The sequence below is a fragment of the Nocardia sp. NPDC049526 genome (assembly GCF_044465765.1).
GTDB lineage: Bacteria > Actinomycetota > Actinomycetes > Mycobacteriales > Mycobacteriaceae > Nocardia.
The window spans coordinates 948,562-968,211 of the sequence record NZ_JBITMA010000001.1; the positions used below are offsets into that span (position 1 = coordinate 948,562).

The following is a 19,650-nucleotide window of genomic DNA, read 5'->3' on the forward strand; positions in this document are numbered from 1 at the left end:
GGTCTCAGATGGAACACGGCAAGAGATCTAGGAGGGCACCGTTGTGGAGTGGTTCCGTATGGTGGACGCGTGCGTGTCTCCCCCTCCACAGCTGCCGTGAGCGGGCCTGCGCCTGCCGTCGAGGCGACCGATGCGCAAACCGCCGCGGTCCCCGCGCCGAAGCGCAAATCCCGAGCGCGACAAGCGGAAACCCAGCTCGGCCTGACCCGAAGGGCCCGCCGGATGAACCGCATTCTCGCGGTGGCTTTTCCGGACGCGCACTGTGAGCTGGATTTCACCACGCCGCTCGAATTGGCGGTTGCGACAATACTTTCCGCGCAGTGCACCGATGAGCGGGTGAATCTGACCACACCCGCGCTCTTCGCGAAGTATCGGGACGCCCGCGCCTACGCCGAGGCAAACCGCGCCGAGCTGGAGGAATACATCCGGCCGACCGGCTTCTTCCGCAACAAGACCAGTTCGCTGATCGGGCTCGGGCAGGCACTGGTCGAACGCTTCGAAGGTGAATTGCCTCACACCCTCGACGAACTGGTGCAGTTGCCGGGCATCGGCCGCAAGACTGCCAACGTCATCCTCGGCAACGCCTTCGGGGTGCCCGGCATTACGGTCGACACCCATTTCGGCAGGCTGGTGCGCCGCTGGGCGTGGACCACCGAGGAAGATCCGGTGAAGGTCGAACACGCCATCGGCGCGATTATCGAACGCAAGGAATGGACAATGCTGTCCCATCGCGTGATTTTCCACGGGCGCCGGGTCTGTCATTCCCGCAAGCCCGCATGCGGTGTCTGCATTCTGGCCAAGGACTGCCCGTCGTTCGGGGTCGGGCCGACCGATCCGGAAACCGCGGCCAAGCTGGTGAAGGGTCCGGAGGCGGAGCATTTGCTCGAGCTGGTGGGCCGGTGAGACGAATACCTGTCGCGGCGCGCTTGGCGTTGGCAGGGTTGATCACCGTGGTGGCCTTGGCGGTCGCGCTGTGGCCCCGCGACAACGACGACACCGCGACGAGCGGCGACCATCCGGCGAATTCCCTTGCGAGCGCATCGGTCGAGGCACGCACCGCCGCCGGGCTGGCGAATTGCCCGACGCCCGCGGCGGATGCGGTGGGACGCGGGCCGATTGCCGGACTCGCCCTGACCTGTCTGTCCGACGGCAAACCGGTCGACCTGGCGGCCGCACTCGCGGGCAAACCGGCACTGCTGAACCTGTGGGCGTACTGGTGTGGACCGTGCGCCAAAGAGTTGCCAGATGTGCAGGAGTACGCGCGACGGGCCGGAAACGCGATTACCGTGCTGACCGTGCACAGCGATCCGGATGAGGCGAGGGCGCTCGCGCTGCTGACCGACCTGAAGGTGACGTTGCCCGGCGTTCTCGACCCGCGCACCAAGGTGCGAACCGCGGTCGGTGCGCCCGCGGTGCTGCCGGTATCGGTGCTGTTGCGTGCCGATGGTTCGGTCGCCGATGTGGTGGTGCGGGCGTTCAACGGCGTCGACGATATCGCCGATACGGTCGCGAATAATCTGGGAGTTGCGGCATGACCGAGATCCCCATGCCGGACAGCATCCCGAAATGGCTGCGCCGAGCGGCGGACCCGAATACCGATTCCACCGACACGCTGTCCTTGGCGCGGGCGGTCCGGCGGGCCATGACGATCAGCACCACACCGCGGCAGGCGGCAGTGCTCGTGCTGTTCAGTGGTTCGCCCGAAGCCGATCCCGAGGCGCCGGGCGGGCTGCCCGCCGATGCGGATGTGCTGCTCACCCAGCGCGCGTCCACCATGCGCCAGCACCGTGGTCAGGTCGCCTTTCCCGGCGGTGCGGTCGATCCCGGCGACTCCGGTCCGATCGATACCGCCCTGCGCGAGGCCTGTGAGGAGACCGGGCTGGCGCGCGAGGGCGTCGAACCCTTTGCGGTACTGCCGAAGCTTTTCGTGCCCCCGTCCCGATTCGACGTGACCCCGGTGGTGGCCTACTGGCACACCCCGAGGGCGGTCCACGTGGTCAACCACACCGAGACCGAACGCGTCGTGCGGGTGCCGCTCGCCGACCTGCTCGACCCGGCGAATCGCTTCATGGTGCGCGGCAGCCTCGGCTATCAGAGTCCGGCATTCCAGGTGGACGGAATGCTGGTGTGGGGACTGACCGGCGGCATTCTGGCGGGCATCTGCAAGACCGCCGGGTGGGAACGGGACTGGGACCACAGCGATGTTCGCGATCTAGAGTCCGCGCTGGCGGCCGTAGGGATGACGTTATGAGTTCATCGGCTTGGCTCGATATCGCGGTGGTGCTGCTCGCGCTGCTTGCCGCCTCCTCCGGTTGGCGGCAGGGCGCGGTGGCCTCCGCGCTGGCCTTTCTGGGCGTCGTACTCGGCGCGGTCGCGGGCATTCTCATCGCGCCGCACATCCTGATCCATGTCAACGAGGGCAGACCGCGGGTGCTCACCGGCGTGCTGTTGATCGTGGTGCTGGTCATCGTCGGTGAGGTCGCGGGCATGGTGCTCGGCCGGGCCGCGCGCGGCGGTATGCGGCATCCGTTCACCCGCAGTGTGGACAGCGTCGTCGGCGCGGTGCTGCAGGCGGTCGCGGTGCTGGTCACCGCATGGCTGCTGGCGTTGCCGCTGGCCACCTCGTCCCAGCCGGCCATCGCCGCGGCCATCAACGGTTCGAAGGTGCTCGCCGACGTCAACGATGTCTCCCCGAGTTGGCTGCGGCGGCTGCCGAACGAATTCTCCAAACTGCTCAACACCTCCGGGCTGCCGGATGTCATCGGACCGTTCGGTCGCGCGCCGATCGCTGCGGTCGAACCGCCGGATCCCAGCGTGCTCGCCAGCCCGGTCGCGGCCTCGCTGCAGCAGAGCGTGCTGCGCATCCGCGGCGTGGCGCCGAGCTGCCAGCGGGCGCTGGAGGGTTCGGGCTTCGTGATCGCGCCCGAACGCGTGATGACCAATGCGCACGTGGTCGCGGGCACGACGAGCGTCAGCGTGGATACCGTGCGCGGCCCGCTCGAGGCGACGGTGGTGCTGTTCGATCCGTCCAAGGATGTCGCGGTGCTCCATGTGCCCGGCCTCTCCGCCCCGATCGTCCCGCAGGCGCCATCGCCGGCGCACTCCGGCGACAGTGCCATCGTGCTCGGCTACCCGGGCGGCGGACCGTACACGGCCAGCGCGGCTCGGGTGCGCGAGACGCTGGATCTGACCGGGCCGACCATCTACCGCAACGGCACGGTCGAGCGTGAGGTCTACACCGTCCGCGGGTTGGTGCGGGCCGGTAATTCCGGTGGGCCGCTGGTGGATACCGAGGGGCAGGTGCTCGGTGTGGTCTTCGGTGCCGCTGTCACCGACGATGACACCGGTTATGTGCTGACGCTGAACGAGGTTCGTGCACAACTGGAGGCCGCGCCCGGGTCGAATACGCCGATTCAGACCGGCGCCTGCGTACTGAGCTGAGACCGGCTGGGGGCGACTGGCTACGTCAGCCGGTCGCCCGGGTCGGCCCCGACTCGGCCACAGCGCCCAGGGTTCCGGCGGTTGCCGAGGCATGACCGCGGGCCGCTGACGCTCGAGCACCGGTTCGTTGCATGTGGCGCCGACAATGGCCGGTTCGGCGGGGCTGCGCGGCCATGGTCGCGATCAGACGGTCCGGCGTGAAACCGGTGCCGACGCTGAGCATCGCTCGGATGCATCGCAAATGGCGCAGCATGTCCGGACCACGCCGCTCGACGAGTTGTCCAGGCGGGAAGCGGCTACCCGAGGAGCTTGGCCAACTCCATCGTGACGGCCTCCGGGTTCTCTTGGTGCGCAAAGTGTCCCGCGCCCGGAATCACGACCTGCCGCCGCTGCGGTGATAACCGGCGGCCGCGCTGGAAGGTCGCGGGCAGGATGTAGCCGTCGAGTTCACCGCGCATGGCCAGCACCGGAATGCGGATCGGCACCCGCATGGTGGCCATGAATCGCCGACCATCCGGACGCCACTGACTGCGGAAGGCCCAGCGCTGGTATTCCAGCGCACAGTGCGCCGCGCCCGGAATCTGGATGGCCGAGCGCATCCTATCGGCCGTCTCGATGAATTCGGCGGTGCCCGACCAGGTTCGGCTCACCCGCTGGCGTAGCAGCCGCTCGACCTCGAAGCCGTTGCCGGTGGTCAGCAGATGTTCGCCGTAGCGCGGCAGCTGATAGCGCAGGAAATTCGGCAGCCAGGTGCGCCGCTGACGCCGGTCCCGTAGTACCGCGCTCTTGAGTGCGGCCGGATGTGGGGAACTCACCAGTGCGATCGAGCGCACCAGTCGTGGATGCAGCACCGCGGTGGTCCAGCACACCAGTCCGCCGTCGGCATGTCCGACCAGCGTGGCCTCGGAATAGCCCATGGCGCGGATGAGGCCGGCGATATCACCGGCCAGCGTCCAACCGTCATAGCCGCGGGGCGGTTTATCGCTATCGCCGTAGCCGCGCAGATCCACCGCGACCGCGCGGTAACCGAGTTCCGCGAGTCCGGTCAGCTGATGCCGCCAGGACCACCAGAGGTCGGCGAATCCGTGCAGCAGGACAACCAGCGGTGCGTCCGGGCGGTCCGGCTCGGCCTCGACGACATGGAAGCGAATGCCGTTTGCGTGCACGTCCCGATGCGTCCACGGACCGTCGTAACGGACGCTGGACGGATCGGGAAATGAGTTCGACGACACGCCGACCGAGCCTAGTGGGGGTACGGCTCACCGCCTAGTCGACGCTGCCGCGACGCCCCGCCGCTACTTCGACGGCTGCTCGAGCGACTTCGACTGCGTCGGCTCCGCGAGGGCGAGGTGCTCCTCGTGCGAGCCGAATCCGCTCGGCAGCACCGTGCGCGCCTGCTTGAGCGAATCGATCGTCTTCTCCGGTGCCCGCAGCTTCTTGACCCGCAGATAGCCGAGCAGGGCGAGCACCGCCGTCGCGACGATCATCAGCAGGAACACGATCAGGAACGCCGCCCAGCGCGCCAGCCAGACATCGAGCAGCTCGCCGAGGAAGAAGAAAAAGAAGAAGGTGCTGAACAGCAGGACGGTCAGCGCGAGGATGAAGTAGACGCTGCCCTGCAGCCCCTTCTTGATCTCCCCGGTCACCTCGGCCTTGGCCAGCTCGACCTCGGCCCGCACCAGCGTCGACATCTGCTCGGTGGCATCGCGGACCAGGGCGCCGAAGCTCGCCGACCCGGCCGGGTTGGCGTCCGAGAGGGGAATCGAGGTCACAGTGCGGTCGCGACGCGACTCATCCCCGTTACCGCCGTTTGCGAAACTCACTTGGTCGACCCTTCTCCCTGTCCCGGCACTGCTTCCGCCTCAGTCTCTCGTTCTATCGCACGCGCGTCCCGCCGCGCCTGGTGGACACGCCCACGCCGCAACAGTAGCGCCGAACCCGCGAGCGACGCCGTCATTGACGTCACCAACACCGCGGCCTTCGCCAATTCGACGGCCGAGCCGTCACCGACGTCCGTCAGCGCGAGTTCTGCCACCAGAAGGCTAACGGTGAAGCCGATCGCGCCGAGCACCGAGAGGGCGAACATGTCCCGGTAGCCCAGGCTGGCCGGACGCTTCGCGATGCCCAATCGGATTGCCACCCAGCTGATTCCAAAGATACCGACGGTCTTGCCCAGTAGTAATCCCAGAATTATGGCCAGCGACAGCCTGTCGCTGAAGAGCTGCTGGAAAACCTTGCCGTCCAACGGAACTCCGGAGGCGAACAGGGCGAACAGCGGTACACAGAGCCCGGCCGAGATCGGCTGGAGCAGATGCTCGAGCCGGGTCGCCGGGGCTTCGGTCTCGCCAGGGTCCTTGCGCACCCTGGTGAGCAGGCCCAGCGCGACACCGGCCAGGGTCGGATGGATGCCAGCCTCGTGCAGCGCGTACCAGGAGACCAGCGCCAGCGGCACATACAGCAGCGGTGTGGAGATCCGCTTGTGCTGGGCCAGCGCCCACCCCGCGAAACTGCCTACCGCGGCCAGCAGCCACAGCGCCGACAGCGTCGTGGTGAACAGCACCGCGATCAGGATGATGGCGAGCAGATCGTCGACCACCGCGAGGCTCAGCAGGAAGACCCGCGCGCTGGCCGGGATCCGGGAGCCGGTCATGGCCAGCACGGCCAGCGCGAAGGCGATATCGGTCGCCACCGGAATCGCCCAGCCTCGATTCATCCCGTCGACGCCGAATCCGACCGCGAATGCGATCAGCGCCGGGGTGACCACGCCGCCGACCGCCGCGATGATCGGCAGCACGGCCCGCTTGGGATCGGCGAGTTCGCCGACCACCAGCTCGCGTTTCAGCTCCAATCCGGCGACGAAGAAGAAGATGGCCAGCAGACCGTCCTTGGTCCAGGCCGCGACGGTGAGATCCAGATGCAGTGCCTTGATAGGCAGGGCGTACTCGGTGACGGTGAAGTAGCTCTGGCCCCACGGCGAGTTCACCCACAGCAACGCGGCAGCAGCCGCGATCAGAAGTATTGCACCACCCACGGTTTCGGTGCGTAGATAGCGCGTTAGCTCCGAGCGCATTTGGGTGATCACGGGAAACCTTCCGCCAGGGTGGACTCCGACCGCGGACGCGCAATCCAACCGATCCGGCTTTCAGGTACACGACCGCATGCCGACCAGGCTTCCCGGCACACCTTCCGCAATTCTAACGGGTACGGCCGGTGACGAATTCCGTCACCGGCCGTACGCGAGGTGCCGACTCAGGCGCGGCCGGCCCGGATCGCCTCGAAAACATTCGGATCGACCAGCGTCGAGGTGTCGCCCAATTCGCGGCCTTCCGCGACATCGCGCAGCAATCGCCGCATGATCTTGCCGCTGCGGGTCTTGGGCAGCTCGGGCACCACGTGGATCTCGCGGGGCCGGGCGATCGGGCTGATCTCCCGCGATACCTCCGCCTTCAGTTCGTCGATCAGCGCGTCGCCGGTGTCCTTGGCCTGGGCCGTCAGGATCACGAAGGCGACGATGCCCTGTCCGGTGGTCGCATCGCTGGCGCCCACCACGGCGGCCTCGGCCACGCCGGAGTGACCGACCAGCGCGGATTCGACCTCGGCGGTGGAGATGCGGTGACCCGACACATTCATCACATCGTCGACCCGGCCGAGCACCCACAGATCGCCGTCGGCATCGAGCTTGGCGCCGTCACCGGCGAAGTACCAGCCTTGTTCGGCGTAGCGCTCCCAGTAGGTGGACCGATAGCGGTCCATGTCGCCCCAGATGCCGCGCAGCATCGACGGCCACGGCTGATCGAGCACCAGATAGCCGTTGGCCTCGGTCTCACCGAGCTCGACCGCCTTGCCCTCCTCGTCGACGACCTTCGCCGAAATTCCGGGCAGCGCAGTCATCGCGGCGCCGGGCTTGGCGGCGGTGACGCCCGGCAGCGGGGAGATCATGATCGACCCCGTCTCGGTCTGCCACCAGGTGTCCACGATGGGTGCGGTGTTCGCACCGATCACCTCGCGGTACCAGCGCCAGGCCTCGGGATTGATCGGTTCGCCGACGCTGCCGAGCACCCGGATGCTGGACAGATCATGCGCGGCCGGAATCTCCCTACCCCACTTCATGAATGTGCGAACCAGCGTCGGCGCCGTGTAATAGATTGTGACGCCGTACTTTTCGACGATATTCCAGTGTCGGTGCTCATCCGGGAAGTTCGGCGTGCCCTCGTAGACGACCTGGGTGGTCCGGTTCGACAGCGGTCCGTAGACGATGTAGGTGTGCCCGGTGACCCAGCCGATATCGGCGGTGCACCAGTAGATGTCGCGTCCGGCCTTGTGGTCGAAGACATTGTGGTGGGTGTAGGACGCCTGGGTGAGATATCCGCCGCTCGTGTGCAGGATGCCCTTGGGCTTACCGGTGGTGCCGGAGGTGTAGAGGATGAACAGCGGGTGCTCGGCGTCGAAGGCCTGCGCCCAGTGTTCGGGGGAAGCCTGCGCGATGGTCTCGTGCCACCACAGGTCGCGGCCCTCGGTCCACGGCACCTCGATATCGGTGCGCCGCACCACGAGTACGTGCTCGACACTGTGCGGCACATCGCCATTGGCGTAGAGCGCCTCGTCGACGGCCTCCTTGAGCGGTGCGGCCTTACCGCGACGCCACTGACCGTCGGTGGTGATGATCAACCGGGCGCTCGCGTCGTCGACGCGCTGGCGCAACGCGGTGGGGGAAAACCCCGCGAACACCACCGAATGCGTCAGTCCGAGTCGGGCGCAGGCCAGCATGGAGACGATCGCTTCGGGAACCATCGGCATATAGATGGCGACCCGATCGCCCGCCTCGAGCCCGAGTTCGGTCAGATAGTTTGCTGCGCGGGAAACTTCGGCGAGGAGTTCGGCATAGGTGATGTCGCGGGAATCGCCCGGTTCGCCCTCCCAGTGGATGGCGACCTGATCGCCGTGCCCGTCGAGCACATGGCGGTCCACACAGTTGTAGGCGACATTGAGCTTGCCGTCGACGAACCACTTCGCGACGGGCGCGTCACTCCAGTCGAGCACCTGTGTCCACGGCTGCTCCCAGTGCAGCCGGTCGGCCTGCTCGGCCCAGAACGCGTCGCGATCCGCCGTGGCCCGCTGGTACAACGACGCGTCGGCATTCGCCGCCGCGGTGAATTCCGCGGTCGGCGGGTACGAGTCCCGGTGGTCGGTGGTTTCGGTCATCTCGTCTCTTCCTCACGTAGCCCCGTGGTGCTGGCAGTCGCAGTCGATTTCGACAGTAACCAACTGTGATCCAGCCCGCGCCTGCTGTGTCCAATGGGTTTCCATCGCGTCACCGCGGCGGGTATCCTGCGCGATCCGCTGACAAACCGGGCCTTCGGTAGCTATCGTCATAGACCAACCAGCTCCGGATTCCGGAAGCCCCAACGGAGGCATACTTCCGGCGGATGACTGTTTTCTCCTGAATGTTTAGCGTGTTTCGATGATGTTGCCGGATTGGTAACAAGTGGAACGAACCTCTGTCAATCCGGTGACAAGGCTGCTTCGAATAGCTAACGTCCCAGGCATTCCAAGGCGGATCGAGTCGAGGCGCGCTGGGCACATACCCATGCGTCGTCGCGGATCCCCTTCGCCTGTCTCGAAATCGGGAGAACGCGTTGAGATTCAACAGAGCTACAGCGTTGACCGCGGCAGTCCTGCTGGCCACAAGCCTGGGACTGTCCGCATGTTCGTCGAGCGATAGTGCCGACGCCGACATCGTCACCACGAACGGTGGTGAGCCGCAGAATCCGTTGGTGCCGACCAATACCAACGAGAATATGGGCGGTCGCGTCGTCGACCGGCTGTTCGCGGGTCTGAAGTACTACGACGGCAAGGGCGTTGCGCACGACGAGATGGCCGAGTCCATCAAGACGAGCGACCGCAAGACCTACACGATCACCATCAAGCCGGACTGGAAGTTCACCGACGGCAGCACGGTGACCGCGAAGTCGTTCGTCGACGCCTGGAATTACGGCGCCCTCGGCACCAACGGTCAGCTGCAGAGTTACGCGTTCACCCCGATCGTCGGATTCGACGAGGTGTCGGCCGAAAAGCCCACGGCACAAACGATGTCGGGGCTGAAGGTGGTCGACGACCGAACCTTCACCGTCGAGCTGAAGTCGCCGTCCATCGACTTCGAGACCGAACTCGGCTACGCGCCGTTCTATCCGCTGCCCGATGCCGCGTTCAAGGATATGAAGGCCTTCGGGGAGAACCCGATCGGCAACGGCCCGTACAAGTTCCAGACCTGGGAACACAACGTCAAGATCGACCTGGTGCCCAACCCGGACTACAAGGGCGGCCGTGCGCCCAAGAACAAGGGTCTGCGCTTCGTCATGTACCAGTCGTTCGACACCGCCTACTCGGATCTGCAGGCAGGCAATCTGGATACCCTCGACACGATTCCGGACAGCGCGCTGACTTCCTACAAGAAGGACCTCGGCGATCGCGCGATCCTGGAGCCGTCGGCGCAGAACCAGCACATCGGCGTGCAGGCCAATGTCCCGCATTTCGGCGGTGAGGAAGGGCTGCTGCGGCGCCGCGCCATCTCGATGGCGATCAACCGGCAGCAGATCTGCGACACCATCTTCAACGGCACCAAGATTCCGGCGCGCGACTTCACCTCGAGCACCCTGCCCGGATTCAACGGCAACCTGCCCGGCTCGGAGGTATTGAAGTACAACCCCGAAGAGGCCAAGAAGATTTGGGCGCAGGCCGATGCCATTTCGCCGTGGTCGGGGCGCTACGAAATCGCCTACAACTCCGACGGCGGCCACCAGGCGTGGATCGAGGCCGTGGCCAACAGCATCAAGAACACCCTCGGTATCGATGCCGTCGGCGCGCCGTATCCGACGTTCAAGAACATCCGAGATCTGGTGAACCAGAAGACGATCGGCAAGTCGTTCCGCTACGGCTGGCAGGGTGACTACCCGACCATGCTGCAGTTCCTCACCTCGCAGTACTACAGCTACTCCGAGACGAACAATGTCGACTACAAGAGCCCCGAATTCGACCACCTGCTCGACGCCGCACTGGCCGCGCCGACGCTGGAGGAGTCGTACAAGATCGTGGCGCAGGCGCAGGCGTTGCTGATCAAGGATATGGCCGATATCCCGGTGATCGATTATCTTGCCGCGGCGGGACGTTCGGACAAGGTGAAGAAGGCCGACCTGGCCTGGAATGGTCTGTTCGACTTCGAAAACATCGAGAAGTAGCCGCTCGGCGCGGTCGTGCCGCACATTCTGACAGCACGACCGCGCCGCTCACCCAGGAGATGAAATGGCCTGGTATGTCGTGCGGCGTCTGCTCCAAATGATCCCCGTCTTCCTCGGGGCGACGCTGCTCATCTATGCACTGGTCTTCTTAGTTCCGGGCGATCCGATCCACGCGCTGGCCGGCGACAAGCCGATGACGCCTGCCGTGGAGGCCCAACTGCGTGCGCGTTATCACCTGGATCGTCCGTTCATCGTGCAGTATCTGCTGTATCTGAAGGGCATTTTCACCCTCGACTTCGGGACGGCCTTCTCCGGTCGACCGGTGCGCGACGAACTCGCCCGCGCCTTCCCGATCACCATCAAATTGGCGTTCATGGCGGTGCTCATCGAGGGCGTCTTCGGTGTCGTCTTCGGTCTGATCGCGGGCCTGCGCAAAGGCAAACTGTTCGATTCCACGCTGCTGGTGGTCAGCCTGATCATCATCGCGGTGCCGATCTTCGTGATCGGGTTCCTCGCCCAGTTCGTACTGGGTGTGAAGTGGGGGATCGCGCCGGTGACCGTCACCGGTAAGGCGAGCGTCGGTGAATTGCTCGTGCCCGCATTCGTTCTCGGGTCGTTGTCGTTCGCCTATGTGCTGCGGCTGACCCGAAATTCGGTGGCGGAGAACATGTCCGCAGATTACGTGCGCACCGCGACCGCGAAGGGGCTCAGTCGCCCGCGCGTGGTCACCGTGCATATTCTGCGTAATTCGATGATTCCGGTGATCACCTTCCTCGGCGCCGATCTCGGTGCGTTGATCGGCGGCGCGGTCGTCACCGAGGGCATCTTCAACATCCCGGGCGTGGGTGGGACGCTGTACCAGGCGATTACCCGCGGTGAGCCGCCGACGGTGGTCTCGTTCGTGACCGTGCTCATCGTGATCTTCCTGATCTCGAATCTGATCATCGATCTGCTCTATGCCACGCTCGACCCGAGGATCCGATATGCCTGAGCTCGAGAAGAAAGCTCCGGACCGGCAGCAGCATTTCGTCGCGCCGCCCGATGAAGTCGAGGTGCTCGCCACTGATCAGGTCGTCGATACCGGTTCGCCGACCAGCATCTGGCAGGACGCGTGGCGGCAGTTGCGGCGCAATCCGATCTTCATCGTGGCCGCGGTGCTGATCGTGTTCATCGCCATCGTGGTGCTGTGGCCGGGCCTGTTCTCCGATCAGGATCCGCGTTACTGCAACGGCGATTTCAGCATGGATCCGCGTGGGCCCGGACATCCGTTCGGTTTCGATAAGCAGGGTTGCGATGTCTATACCCGAACCGTCTATGGCGCAAGGGCTTCCGTAATGGCGGGCTTGGGTGCCACCACGGTATTCCTGCTCGTCGGCGGCACACTCGGGGCACTCGCGGGCTTCTACGGTGGGTTGCTCGATTCGGTGGTATCGCGCATCGCGGAGATCTTCTATGCGATTCCGCTGATGCTGGCCGCGATCGTCATCATGCAGTTGCTCGATTCGCGCACGATCTGGACCGTCATCCTGATCCTGGCCGCATTCACCTGGCCACAGGCCGCACGTATCGCGCGCAGTGCGGTGATCGAGGCGAAGAACAGCGAATATGTCACGGCGGCGAAGGCATTGGGCGTATCGCGAATACGCACGCTGCTGCGACATGTGCTGCCGAATGCGGCCGGTCCGCTGATCGTGGTCACCACGATCTGGCTCGGTGCGTTCATCGTCACCGAGGCGACACTGTCCTACCTCGGTGTCGGCCTGCCGCGCACGATCGTGTCGTGGGGCTCGGATATCAATACCAACCAGCACGAATTGCGCGGCGGATCGCCGATTCTGTTCTATCCCGCAACGGCTTTGGCGCTCACAGTGCTGAGCTTCATCCTGCTCGGCGACGCGCTGCGGGACGCGCTCGATCCGAAGGCGAGGAAGAGGTGACCGCGGCGATGTCGGATAAACCATTGCTCGAGATCGAGGATCTCAACGTCTGCTTCTCCTCCGAGGGCAAGAAGATTCCGGCGGTGCGCGACGTCAGCCTGACGGTGTATCCGGGCCAGACCGTCGCCATCGTCGGCGAATCCGGATCCGGGAAATCCACGACCGCGCACAGCATTATCGACCTGCTGCCCGGCACCGGGCAGGTCACCTCGGGCTCGATCAGGTTCGACGGCAAGGATCTGGCGAAGGCGTCGAAGCGGGAGGTCGTCGCGGTCCGGGGGAGTGGTATCGGATTGGTGCCGCAAGATCCGATGTCGAATCTGAATCCGGTGTGGAAGATCGGGTTCCAGATCCGAGAGACCCTGGAGGCCAATGGCATTGCCAAGGGCAAGGCGGCCAGGCAACGCGCCGTCGAACTGCTCGAGGAAGCCGGGATGTCCGATGCGGCACGTCGGGTGAACCAGTATCCGCACGAATTCTCCGGCGGTATGCGCCAGCGCGCGCTCATCGCCATCGGATTGGCCTGCCGCCCCAAACTGCTGATCGCCGATGAGCCGACATCGGCCCTCGACGTGACGGTGCAGCGGCAGATCCTCGACCATCTCGACGGACTCACCAGCGAACTCGGCACCGCGGTCCTGCTCATCACCCACGACCTCGGCCTGGCCGCCGAACGCGCCGAGCACCTGGTGGTGATGTATCGGGGCAAGGTGGTGGAATCCGGTCCGGCACTGCAGATTCTGCGCGAACCACAGCACCTGTACACCAAGAAGCTGGTGAATTCCGCGCCCTCGCTCGCCTCGCAGCGGCTGTCCTCGGTGCGTGAGCGCATAGCGGTGCGTAAGCAGGCCGTACAGGTCGCGGAAGAAGTCGCGGCGGCCGATACGGAAATCGCGGCGGTCTCCGATGACGTGGTGGTCGCACAGAATCTGACCAAGGCGTTCAAGATTCGGGGAAGTACGCCGTGGAAGTCGACGGATTTCGTCGCGGTCGACGATGTGTCGTTCCGGCTGAAGCGCGGCACGACCACGGCCATTGTCGGCGAGTCGGGGTCGGGCAAATCGACTGTGGCACAGATGGTCCTGGGTCTGCTCGAACCGACATCGGGTTCGGTGATCTTCGACGGTCGTGAAGTGGCGAAACTGGATCGTAAGGGCGCGTTCGCATTTCGCCGCCGAGTGCAGCCGATCTTCCAGGACCCTTACGGTTCGCTGGATCCGATGTACTCGATCTACCGCACCATCGAGGAGCCGCTGCGCACGCACAAAATCGGCACCGCCAAGCAACGCGAGGCAACGGTGCGCGATCTGTTGGACAAGGTGTCGCTGCCGTCCTCGGTGATGCGCCGCTACCCCAATGAACTCTCCGGTGGCCAGCGCCAGCGCGTCGCAGTGGCACGTGCGCTCGCGCTCTCACCGGAGGTCGTGGTGTGCGACGAGGCGGTCTCGGCGCTCGACGTCCTCGTCCAGGCCCAGATCCTCAAGCTGCTCAACGACTTACAAGCCGAGCTGGGTCTGTCCTATCTGTTCATCACCCATGACCTGGCCGTCGTCCGCCAGATCGCCGACGACGTCCTGGTCATGCAGACCGGCAGGATCGTGGAAGCGGCCACCACCGACGAGGTCTTCCAGGACCCCAGGGAGGAGTACACCCGCCGCCTGCTCGACGCCATTCCCGGACGGGACCTGCTGGCAGGCTGACCCTGAGGTGATAGATACCTCACGGACCAGACCCCGACGGAGCGAGTCTTATGAGCGAGGTTCGCGGCCCGTCTCGCGTCCGCGCCGAAGGCGCGGCCATCGAACACAGCCGAGTCGTCGAAGCGCGTGCGCCGCAGGCGCGAGTCTCGACGGCGCCGCTAGCGACTGCTTGCAGGTCGCTCGAAGGGGGCAGCCGCCAGACATGAGGGGGCCGTGAACACGCAGCGTCGCAGGCGCTGCAAAATGTCTCAGTGACCGATCCGCTACAGCCCCTCGTCGATCTGCCAGGTGTGCGCGAAGCCGCCGATAGGGCGCGTGACGCGCTCGCCGCGGTGCACCGGCACAAGGCGAACCGGCGGGGCTGGCCGACCACGGCCGCCGAGGCGGCGGTGCGTGCCGCGCGCTCATCCGCCGCCATCGAGGGCGGCAGTACCGAGCTGCCCGCCGACGGCCGGGTCGCGGATCCGATCCTGGCCGGCTCGCTGCGGGTCGGGCAGGCACTCGACGGCGATGCGCTGCGGAATCTGGTCGGCACCTGGCAGCGCGCGCCGCTGCAGGCGCTGGCTCGGCTGCATCTGCTGGCCGCGGCCGATCTGGTGACCGACGAGGCGCTGCTCGGGCGGCCGCGCGCTGACGGCGGTGTGGCCGAACGGCTCGACCTGTTGGTGCAGACCGTGCTCGGATCCGAGGCGCCGGCGCCGGTCGTCGCAGCGGTCGTGCATGGTGAGCTATTGACCTTGCGGCCGTTCGGTACGGCCGACGGCATCGTGGCGCGGGCGGCCTCTCGACTGGTGGCCGCGTCCAGTGGGCTGGACCCGCACAGCCTCGGGGTACCGGAGGTGTTCTGGTTGCGGCGGCGTCAGCAGTACCTGGATGCGGCGGCCGGATTCGGCTCGGGTGCCCCGGATGCGGTGGGCGGCTGGGTGATCCTGTGCTGCGGCGCCTTCGAAGACGGTGCGCGAGAGGCGACGTCGATCGCCGACGCGGCATCCGGATAGGGGCCTGTACACATCAAAGCGGGCGGCGTTGTCGTTGCCGACCTCACCGCCCGCTAGCACGGATACCCGGTTACCAAGCGTGCTGGGTGGGTTGTGTTCTGCGGCCTCGGCGATTATCCGAACTCCGCCGGTTCATCCCCGCAACCTGTGCGAGGCCTTCGCCGTCGAAAACCCGGATCTCGCAGGCCCACAACGCTTCTGCCCTTGTCGCGGCGCGCTCCGCGTGGGTGCCTGGTGCCCGTGCTGGGAAGGGTGGGATGGGGAGCTGAACCTTCTCTTCCGGCTCCGCTCAGGCCTTCCGTCCTTCCGTAATTACCTTTCTACACCTGTGACTGCCCTCACATCAAGGCTTGGAAAAACATTCAATAACCGGCGTGTCTACCGGCGTTTCGTGGTTAAATCCCTGGTCGCAGCGGCCTCTGTGTTATGTCGGCAAGCCTTCCGCCGCGCGCCCGGGCAGCCCGGCCTCGCGGCCCGCGCCAGGCGGCAATGGCTCAGCGGCGCCGGCGCAAAAGCCGGTAGCTGATCGCCCCGGCCAGCACCGCGCTCAGCCCGACCGCAGCCGTTGCGGCAAGGGTGGTCGACGACGGACTCTGGAAACGCGCCCACAGCGAGACCGGGTTGGAGAACGTGAGAATCGGCCATCCCTTGGCCACCGCTTCGCGTCGCAGATTGCGATCCGGGTTCACCGCCGTCGGATGCCCCACCGCGCTGAGCATCGGTAGATCGGTCACCGAATCGGAGTAGGCATAACACCGTGAGAGGTCGTAACCCTCAGCGGCGGCGAGCTTTTCGATCGCGGTCACCTTACCCGCACCGTAGCAATAGAATTCGACCTCGCCGGTGTAGCGGCCGTCTTCGACCACCATCCGGGTCGCCGCGGTAGGCGAGGCGCCCAGCACCTCGGCGATCGGACCGACGATCTCCTCGCCCGAGGCCGAGACGATCACCACATCGTGTCCCCGGATCTTGTGGTCGGCAATGAGATCGGCTGCCTCGGCATAGATCAACGGGTCGACGAGTTCGTGAAGTGTTTCGGCCACAATGGATTTCACCTGCTCCACATCCCAGCCCGCGACCATATTCGTCAGATTGGCGCGCATGCGCTCCATCTGATCGTGGTCGGCGCCCGAGAGCATGAACAGGAAGTGGGCGTAACTGCTCTCCAGCACCGCGCGCCGGTTCAGCAGACCCTGCGCGTAGAAGGGCTTGCTGAACACGTAGGTGCTCGATTTCGCGATCACCGTCTTGTCGAGATCGAAGAAGGCGGCCACGCGCTCGCCGCCGGCGCTCGGTCGCCTCGTTGCCGTCACGTCCCGTGCCGTCTGGTCCGCGAGCTCTGTCTGGTCGCCATCGGCCGTCACCTGTTCAGAATATGCATGCCGCGGCGACGCTGTCGGACGGGTCGGGCCTCTGGTTCGTTCGGCGGGTTTGCCCCGTAGACGCCGGGCCGGTGGTGGCCACAAAGTTCTCCGACGACGGACTTGCGTTGTGGCCCGGGCTTGGGTGTAGTATTGCTGGCACCTGGACATAGTCCAGGCGCGTTCAGCCCGACCCCCCGGGGCTGAACCCGACGGCCCCAGCCTCCTCCCCCCCCGGCTGGGGCCGTCCTCTATTCAGGGGTAGGTTTCCCGGGTTTCGGGCCTCCGGATTTATCCACACCCCCCGAGTTATCCACAATCGGCATATTGCATCTTCTGCTCGGCTTCGTCTTCGAGCACGCTGACCTGCATGAATCTCGAAGCCGCCCCGGCACTCACACCGCCGCCCGCGCTCGTGCTCATCCAGGACACCCGGCTGCGCGATGAGGTGCGCCGGGTCGCGGCGGCCGCGGAGCGCGAACTCGACGAGCGCGCGCTCTCTGTCGGTCGGCATGCCTGGGTGGCGGCACCTCTGGTGATCCTCGACACGGTGGCGGCCGAGAGCTGTGCGCGGGCCGGTTATCTCCGACGGATCGGCATCGTGCTGGTGACAGACGGGGAACCCGGATTGACCGATTGGCAGGCCGCCGCGGCTGTCGGTGCCGAGCGCGTCATTGCGCTGCCCGGTGCCGCGGTGGGACTTATCGAGAAGTTTGCTGAGCACGGCGAATACCGCATGGGCGACGGTGTTGTGGTCGCGATCGCGGGTGCGAGCGGCGGTGCGGGCGCCTCCACATTGGCCGCGGCGACCGGACTGCGATCCGCCGCCGAGCGCTTCCGGCGCGACACCGTGCTCGTCGACGGCGCACCCCTCGGCGGCGGTCTCGACCTGCTGCTCGGCATCGAAACCGGGGCCGGACTGCGCTGGTCGGATCTGGTTATCGAGGACGGCCGGGTGTCAGCCGCCGCACTGCACAGCGCACTGCCGGCAGCCGCCCCGGGACTGGCGGTGCTGTCCTGCGGCCGCGGCGGTGCCGGACGCTTGCCCGCCGAAATCGGCCCTGCCGCCGTCCGCGCTGTCATCGAAGCGGGTCGTGCCGCAGGCGATTTGGTGATCTGCGATATCTCCGGCGAACGCGGCCCACACGCCGACCAAATACTCGATGCGGCCGACCTCGTCGTCCTGGTCGTCCCCGCTCGCTTGCGCGCCGTAGCCGCCGCCGAATCGGTCGCCGCCCATATCGGTAAGCGAAATCCCAACCAGGGCTTGGTAGTCCGCGGCCCGGCTCCCGGCGGACTCCGCGGCCCCGACGTCGCTGAGGTCCTCGACCTCCCCCTTCTAGCCGCCGTCCGAGCCCAGCCCGGACTGGCTGCCCGCATCGAACGCGGCGGGCTTGCTTTGCGCCGCGGGCCTCTCCGCGACGCTGCGGACGCAGTGCTCGGGGTGCTCAGCGCTCCGGCCGGGAAGGGGCTGCGATGAGTGCGTTGGTTACGTCGGAGTTGTTGGATCGGGTGCGGGAACGGTTGTCCGGTGCGTCGGGGGATCCGGATCCTGCGCAGGTGGCGGCTGCCATCCGGGCCGAGGCGGGTGGTGTGCTCGGTGATACCGATCTGCTGCGGGCATTGCGGTTGTTGCAGACCGAGATGACCGGAGCGGGGCTGTTGGAGCCGCTGCTGCAGGATCCCCGGGTCGCCGATGTGCTGGTGACCGCACCGGATGCGGTGTGGATCGACCGGGGCCGTGGGCTGGAACGAACCTCGGTCGTCTTCCGGGATGAGGCGGCGGTGCGCCGCTTGGCACAGCGGTTGGCGCTGTCGGCCGGGCGGCGGCTCGACGACGCACAACCGTGGGTCGACGGCCGGTTGTCCGGAAGGGAAGCGGCACTGGGGGATTCTTTCGGCGTCCGGCTGCACGCGGTCTTGGCGCCGGTGGCACACGGCGGCACCTGTCTGTCGCTACGCGTGCTGCGTCCGGCGACACAGGGACTGGATGCGCTCGCTGCGGCGGGCGCGGTACCCGCCGACGCGAAACTTCTACTGGAGCAGATCATTCGGGCCAGACTCGCCTTCCTGGTGGTCGGCGGAACCGGCGCGGGCAAGACAACGCTCCTGTCCGCCCTACTGGCCGAGGTCACCGCCGACGAACGCATCATCTGCGTCGAAGACGCCGCCGAACTGGCACCCCCACATCCCCACGTCGTGCGCCTGGTCGCGCGCACCGCGAACGTCGAGGGCGTCGGCGCGGTAACCGTCCGCGATCTGGTCCGGCAGGCGCTGCGAATGCGCCCCGACCGAATCGTCGTCGGCGAAGTCCGCGGCGCAGAGGTAGTCGACCTCCTGACCGCCCTGAACACCGGCCATGACGGCGGCGCGGGCACAGTCCACGCGAACTCACCCCGCGAGGTCCCCGCCCGCCTGGAAGCCCTTGCCGCGCTGGGCGGTATGGACCGAGCCGCCCTCCACAGCCAACTCGCCGCGGCCGTCCAGGTTGTACTGCACGTCCACCGCCGAGCCGACGGCTCCCGCGGTCTCCGCGAAATCGGCATCGTAGACCGCGACCCCCAAGGCCGCGTCACCATAACCGCGGCCTGGCACGCCGACCGAGCCCCCACCCCAGCTGCCTCCACCCTCACCCGCCTCCTCGACGAACGGCTCGACCGGTGAATGCGGGAATGGAGCGCGCGGCGCTCGCAACCCGGACGGCTGCGCTGACGCACGTGCTTGCGGTCCCGTCGTCGGATGCGGTGTCGGTGCTCCTGGTGGACGGGACTCCGGCAGCGTTGCGGTCCAGCCTGATCGCGGCAGCGGTGCACTCGGGAATTGCTGGTCGGGTGGCGCCGTCGCGGTGCCTGGTCGGTGAACGGCTCGGTCGATGATCGCGGGATTGGTGAGTCTGGCGATCGGGGTTTTGCTGGCGCCGCCGCCGAGTTCGCGGCGCCGGTTCGTCAGGCTGTTCACGGCGTCGGGCGGTGCCCGAA

General features: G+C 66.4%; 16 protein-coding genes. 11 read left to right on the top strand and 5 right to left on the bottom strand.

Annotated elements, in window-relative coordinates; genetic code table 11:
• Positions 1-222: 222 nt before the first annotated feature.
• Genes nth through ACIBW7_RS04175 form a run of 4 tightly spaced genes read left to right on the top strand, consistent with a single transcriptional unit; the run spans position 223 to position 3,441 of the window.
• Positions 223-903, top strand: a complete 681-nt coding sequence (gene nth / locus ACIBW7_RS04160) for an endonuclease III (protein WP_397044204.1) — start codon at positions 223-225, stop codon at positions 901-903.
• Positions 900-1,535, top strand: a complete 636-nt coding sequence (locus ACIBW7_RS04165) for a TlpA family protein disulfide reductase (RefSeq protein WP_397043836.1) — start codon at positions 900-902, stop codon at positions 1,533-1,535. Before nth ends, ACIBW7_RS04165 begins: the two co-directional genes overlap by 4 nt.
• Complete coding sequence (locus ACIBW7_RS04170; RefSeq protein ID WP_397043838.1) at positions 1,532-2,251, top strand: NUDIX hydrolase; 720 nt, start codon at positions 1,532-1,534, stop codon at positions 2,249-2,251. Before ACIBW7_RS04165 ends, ACIBW7_RS04170 begins: the two co-directional genes overlap by 4 nt.
• The gene (locus ACIBW7_RS04175; RefSeq protein ID WP_397043840.1) at positions 2,248-3,441 is read left to right on the top strand and encodes a MarP family serine protease; all 1,194 of its coding nucleotides are present in this window, start codon (positions 2,248-2,250) and stop codon (positions 3,439-3,441) included. Before ACIBW7_RS04170 ends, ACIBW7_RS04175 begins: the two co-directional genes overlap by 4 nt.
• Positions 3,442-3,737: 296 nt before the next feature.
• On the opposite strand, the gene ACIBW7_RS04180 is transcribed toward ACIBW7_RS04175, so the two are convergent.
• The 4 genes from ACIBW7_RS04180 to acs form a co-directional block, all read right to left on the bottom strand.
• A complete protein-coding gene (locus tag ACIBW7_RS04180) occupies positions 3,738-4,673 on the bottom strand; it encodes an alpha/beta fold hydrolase (protein ID WP_084509564.1) in 936 nt (311 codons plus the stop codon).
• A gap of 63 nt (positions 4,674-4,736) precedes the next feature.
• The gene (locus tag ACIBW7_RS04185) at positions 4,737-5,264 is read right to left on the bottom strand and encodes a phage holin family protein (protein WP_397043843.1); all 528 of its coding nucleotides are present in this window, start codon (positions 5,262-5,264) and stop codon (positions 4,737-4,739) included.
• Positions 5,261-6,520, bottom strand: a complete 1,260-nt coding sequence (gene nhaA / locus ACIBW7_RS04190; protein ID WP_397044206.1) for a Na+/H+ antiporter NhaA — start codon at positions 6,518-6,520, stop codon at positions 5,261-5,263. Before nhaA ends, ACIBW7_RS04185 begins: the two co-directional genes overlap by 4 nt.
• Before the next feature lie 170 nt (positions 6,521-6,690).
• Positions 6,691-8,643 carry an acetate--CoA ligase gene (gene acs, locus ACIBW7_RS04195; protein WP_397043845.1) on the bottom strand — a complete coding sequence of 651 codons (1,953 nt, stop codon included), beginning with the start codon at positions 8,641-8,643 and terminating at the stop codon, positions 6,691-6,693.
• A 434-nt stretch (positions 8,644-9,077) separates the two neighbouring features.
• Between acs and ACIBW7_RS04200 the strand changes: the two genes are divergently transcribed.
• From ACIBW7_RS04200 to ACIBW7_RS04220, 5 genes are all read left to right on the top strand, one after another.
• Entirely contained in the window at positions 9,078-10,676 is a 1,599-nt protein-coding gene (locus ACIBW7_RS04200; protein ID WP_397043847.1) for an ABC transporter substrate-binding protein, read from the top strand.
• Positions 10,677-10,740: 64 nt separating this feature from the next.
• Positions 10,741-11,667, top strand: a complete 927-nt coding sequence (locus ACIBW7_RS04205; RefSeq protein WP_397043849.1) for an ABC transporter permease — start codon at positions 10,741-10,743, stop codon at positions 11,665-11,667.
• A complete protein-coding gene (locus ACIBW7_RS04210; protein ID WP_040686064.1) occupies positions 11,660-12,613 on the top strand; it encodes an ABC transporter permease in 954 nt (317 codons plus the stop codon). The genes ACIBW7_RS04205 and ACIBW7_RS04210 overlap by 8 nt, the downstream gene beginning before the upstream one ends.
• Positions 12,614-12,621: 8 nt before the next feature.
• A complete protein-coding gene (locus ACIBW7_RS04215) occupies positions 12,622-14,313 on the top strand; it encodes a dipeptide ABC transporter ATP-binding protein (RefSeq protein ID WP_397043852.1) in 1,692 nt (563 codons plus the stop codon).
• A 251-nt stretch (positions 14,314-14,564) separates the two neighbouring features.
• The gene (locus ACIBW7_RS04220) at positions 14,565-15,311 is read left to right on the top strand and encodes an oxidoreductase (RefSeq protein WP_397043854.1); all 747 of its coding nucleotides are present in this window, start codon (positions 14,565-14,567) and stop codon (positions 15,309-15,311) included.
• A 494-nt stretch (positions 15,312-15,805) separates the two neighbouring features.
• Here the strand turns inward: ACIBW7_RS04220 and ACIBW7_RS04225 are convergent, their stop codons facing one another.
• Complete coding sequence (locus ACIBW7_RS04225; protein ID WP_397043856.1) at positions 15,806-16,675, bottom strand: HAD-IB family hydrolase; 870 nt, start codon at positions 16,673-16,675, stop codon at positions 15,806-15,808.
• A 367-nt stretch (positions 16,676-17,042) separates the two neighbouring features.
• On the opposite strand from ACIBW7_RS04225, the gene ssd reads away from it, so the two are divergent.
• Positions 17,043-18,152 (top strand): septum site-determining protein Ssd, encoded by a 1,110-nt coding sequence (ssd, locus tag ACIBW7_RS04230; protein ID WP_397043858.1) that lies wholly within the window; start codon positions 17,043-17,045, stop codon positions 18,150-18,152.
• Positions 18,149-19,336 (top strand): TadA family conjugal transfer-associated ATPase, encoded by a 1,188-nt coding sequence (locus tag ACIBW7_RS04235; protein WP_397043860.1) that lies wholly within the window; start codon positions 18,149-18,151, stop codon positions 19,334-19,336. The genes ssd and ACIBW7_RS04235 overlap by 4 nt, the downstream gene beginning before the upstream one ends.
• The last annotated feature ends 314 nt before the right edge of the window (positions 19,337-19,650 follow it).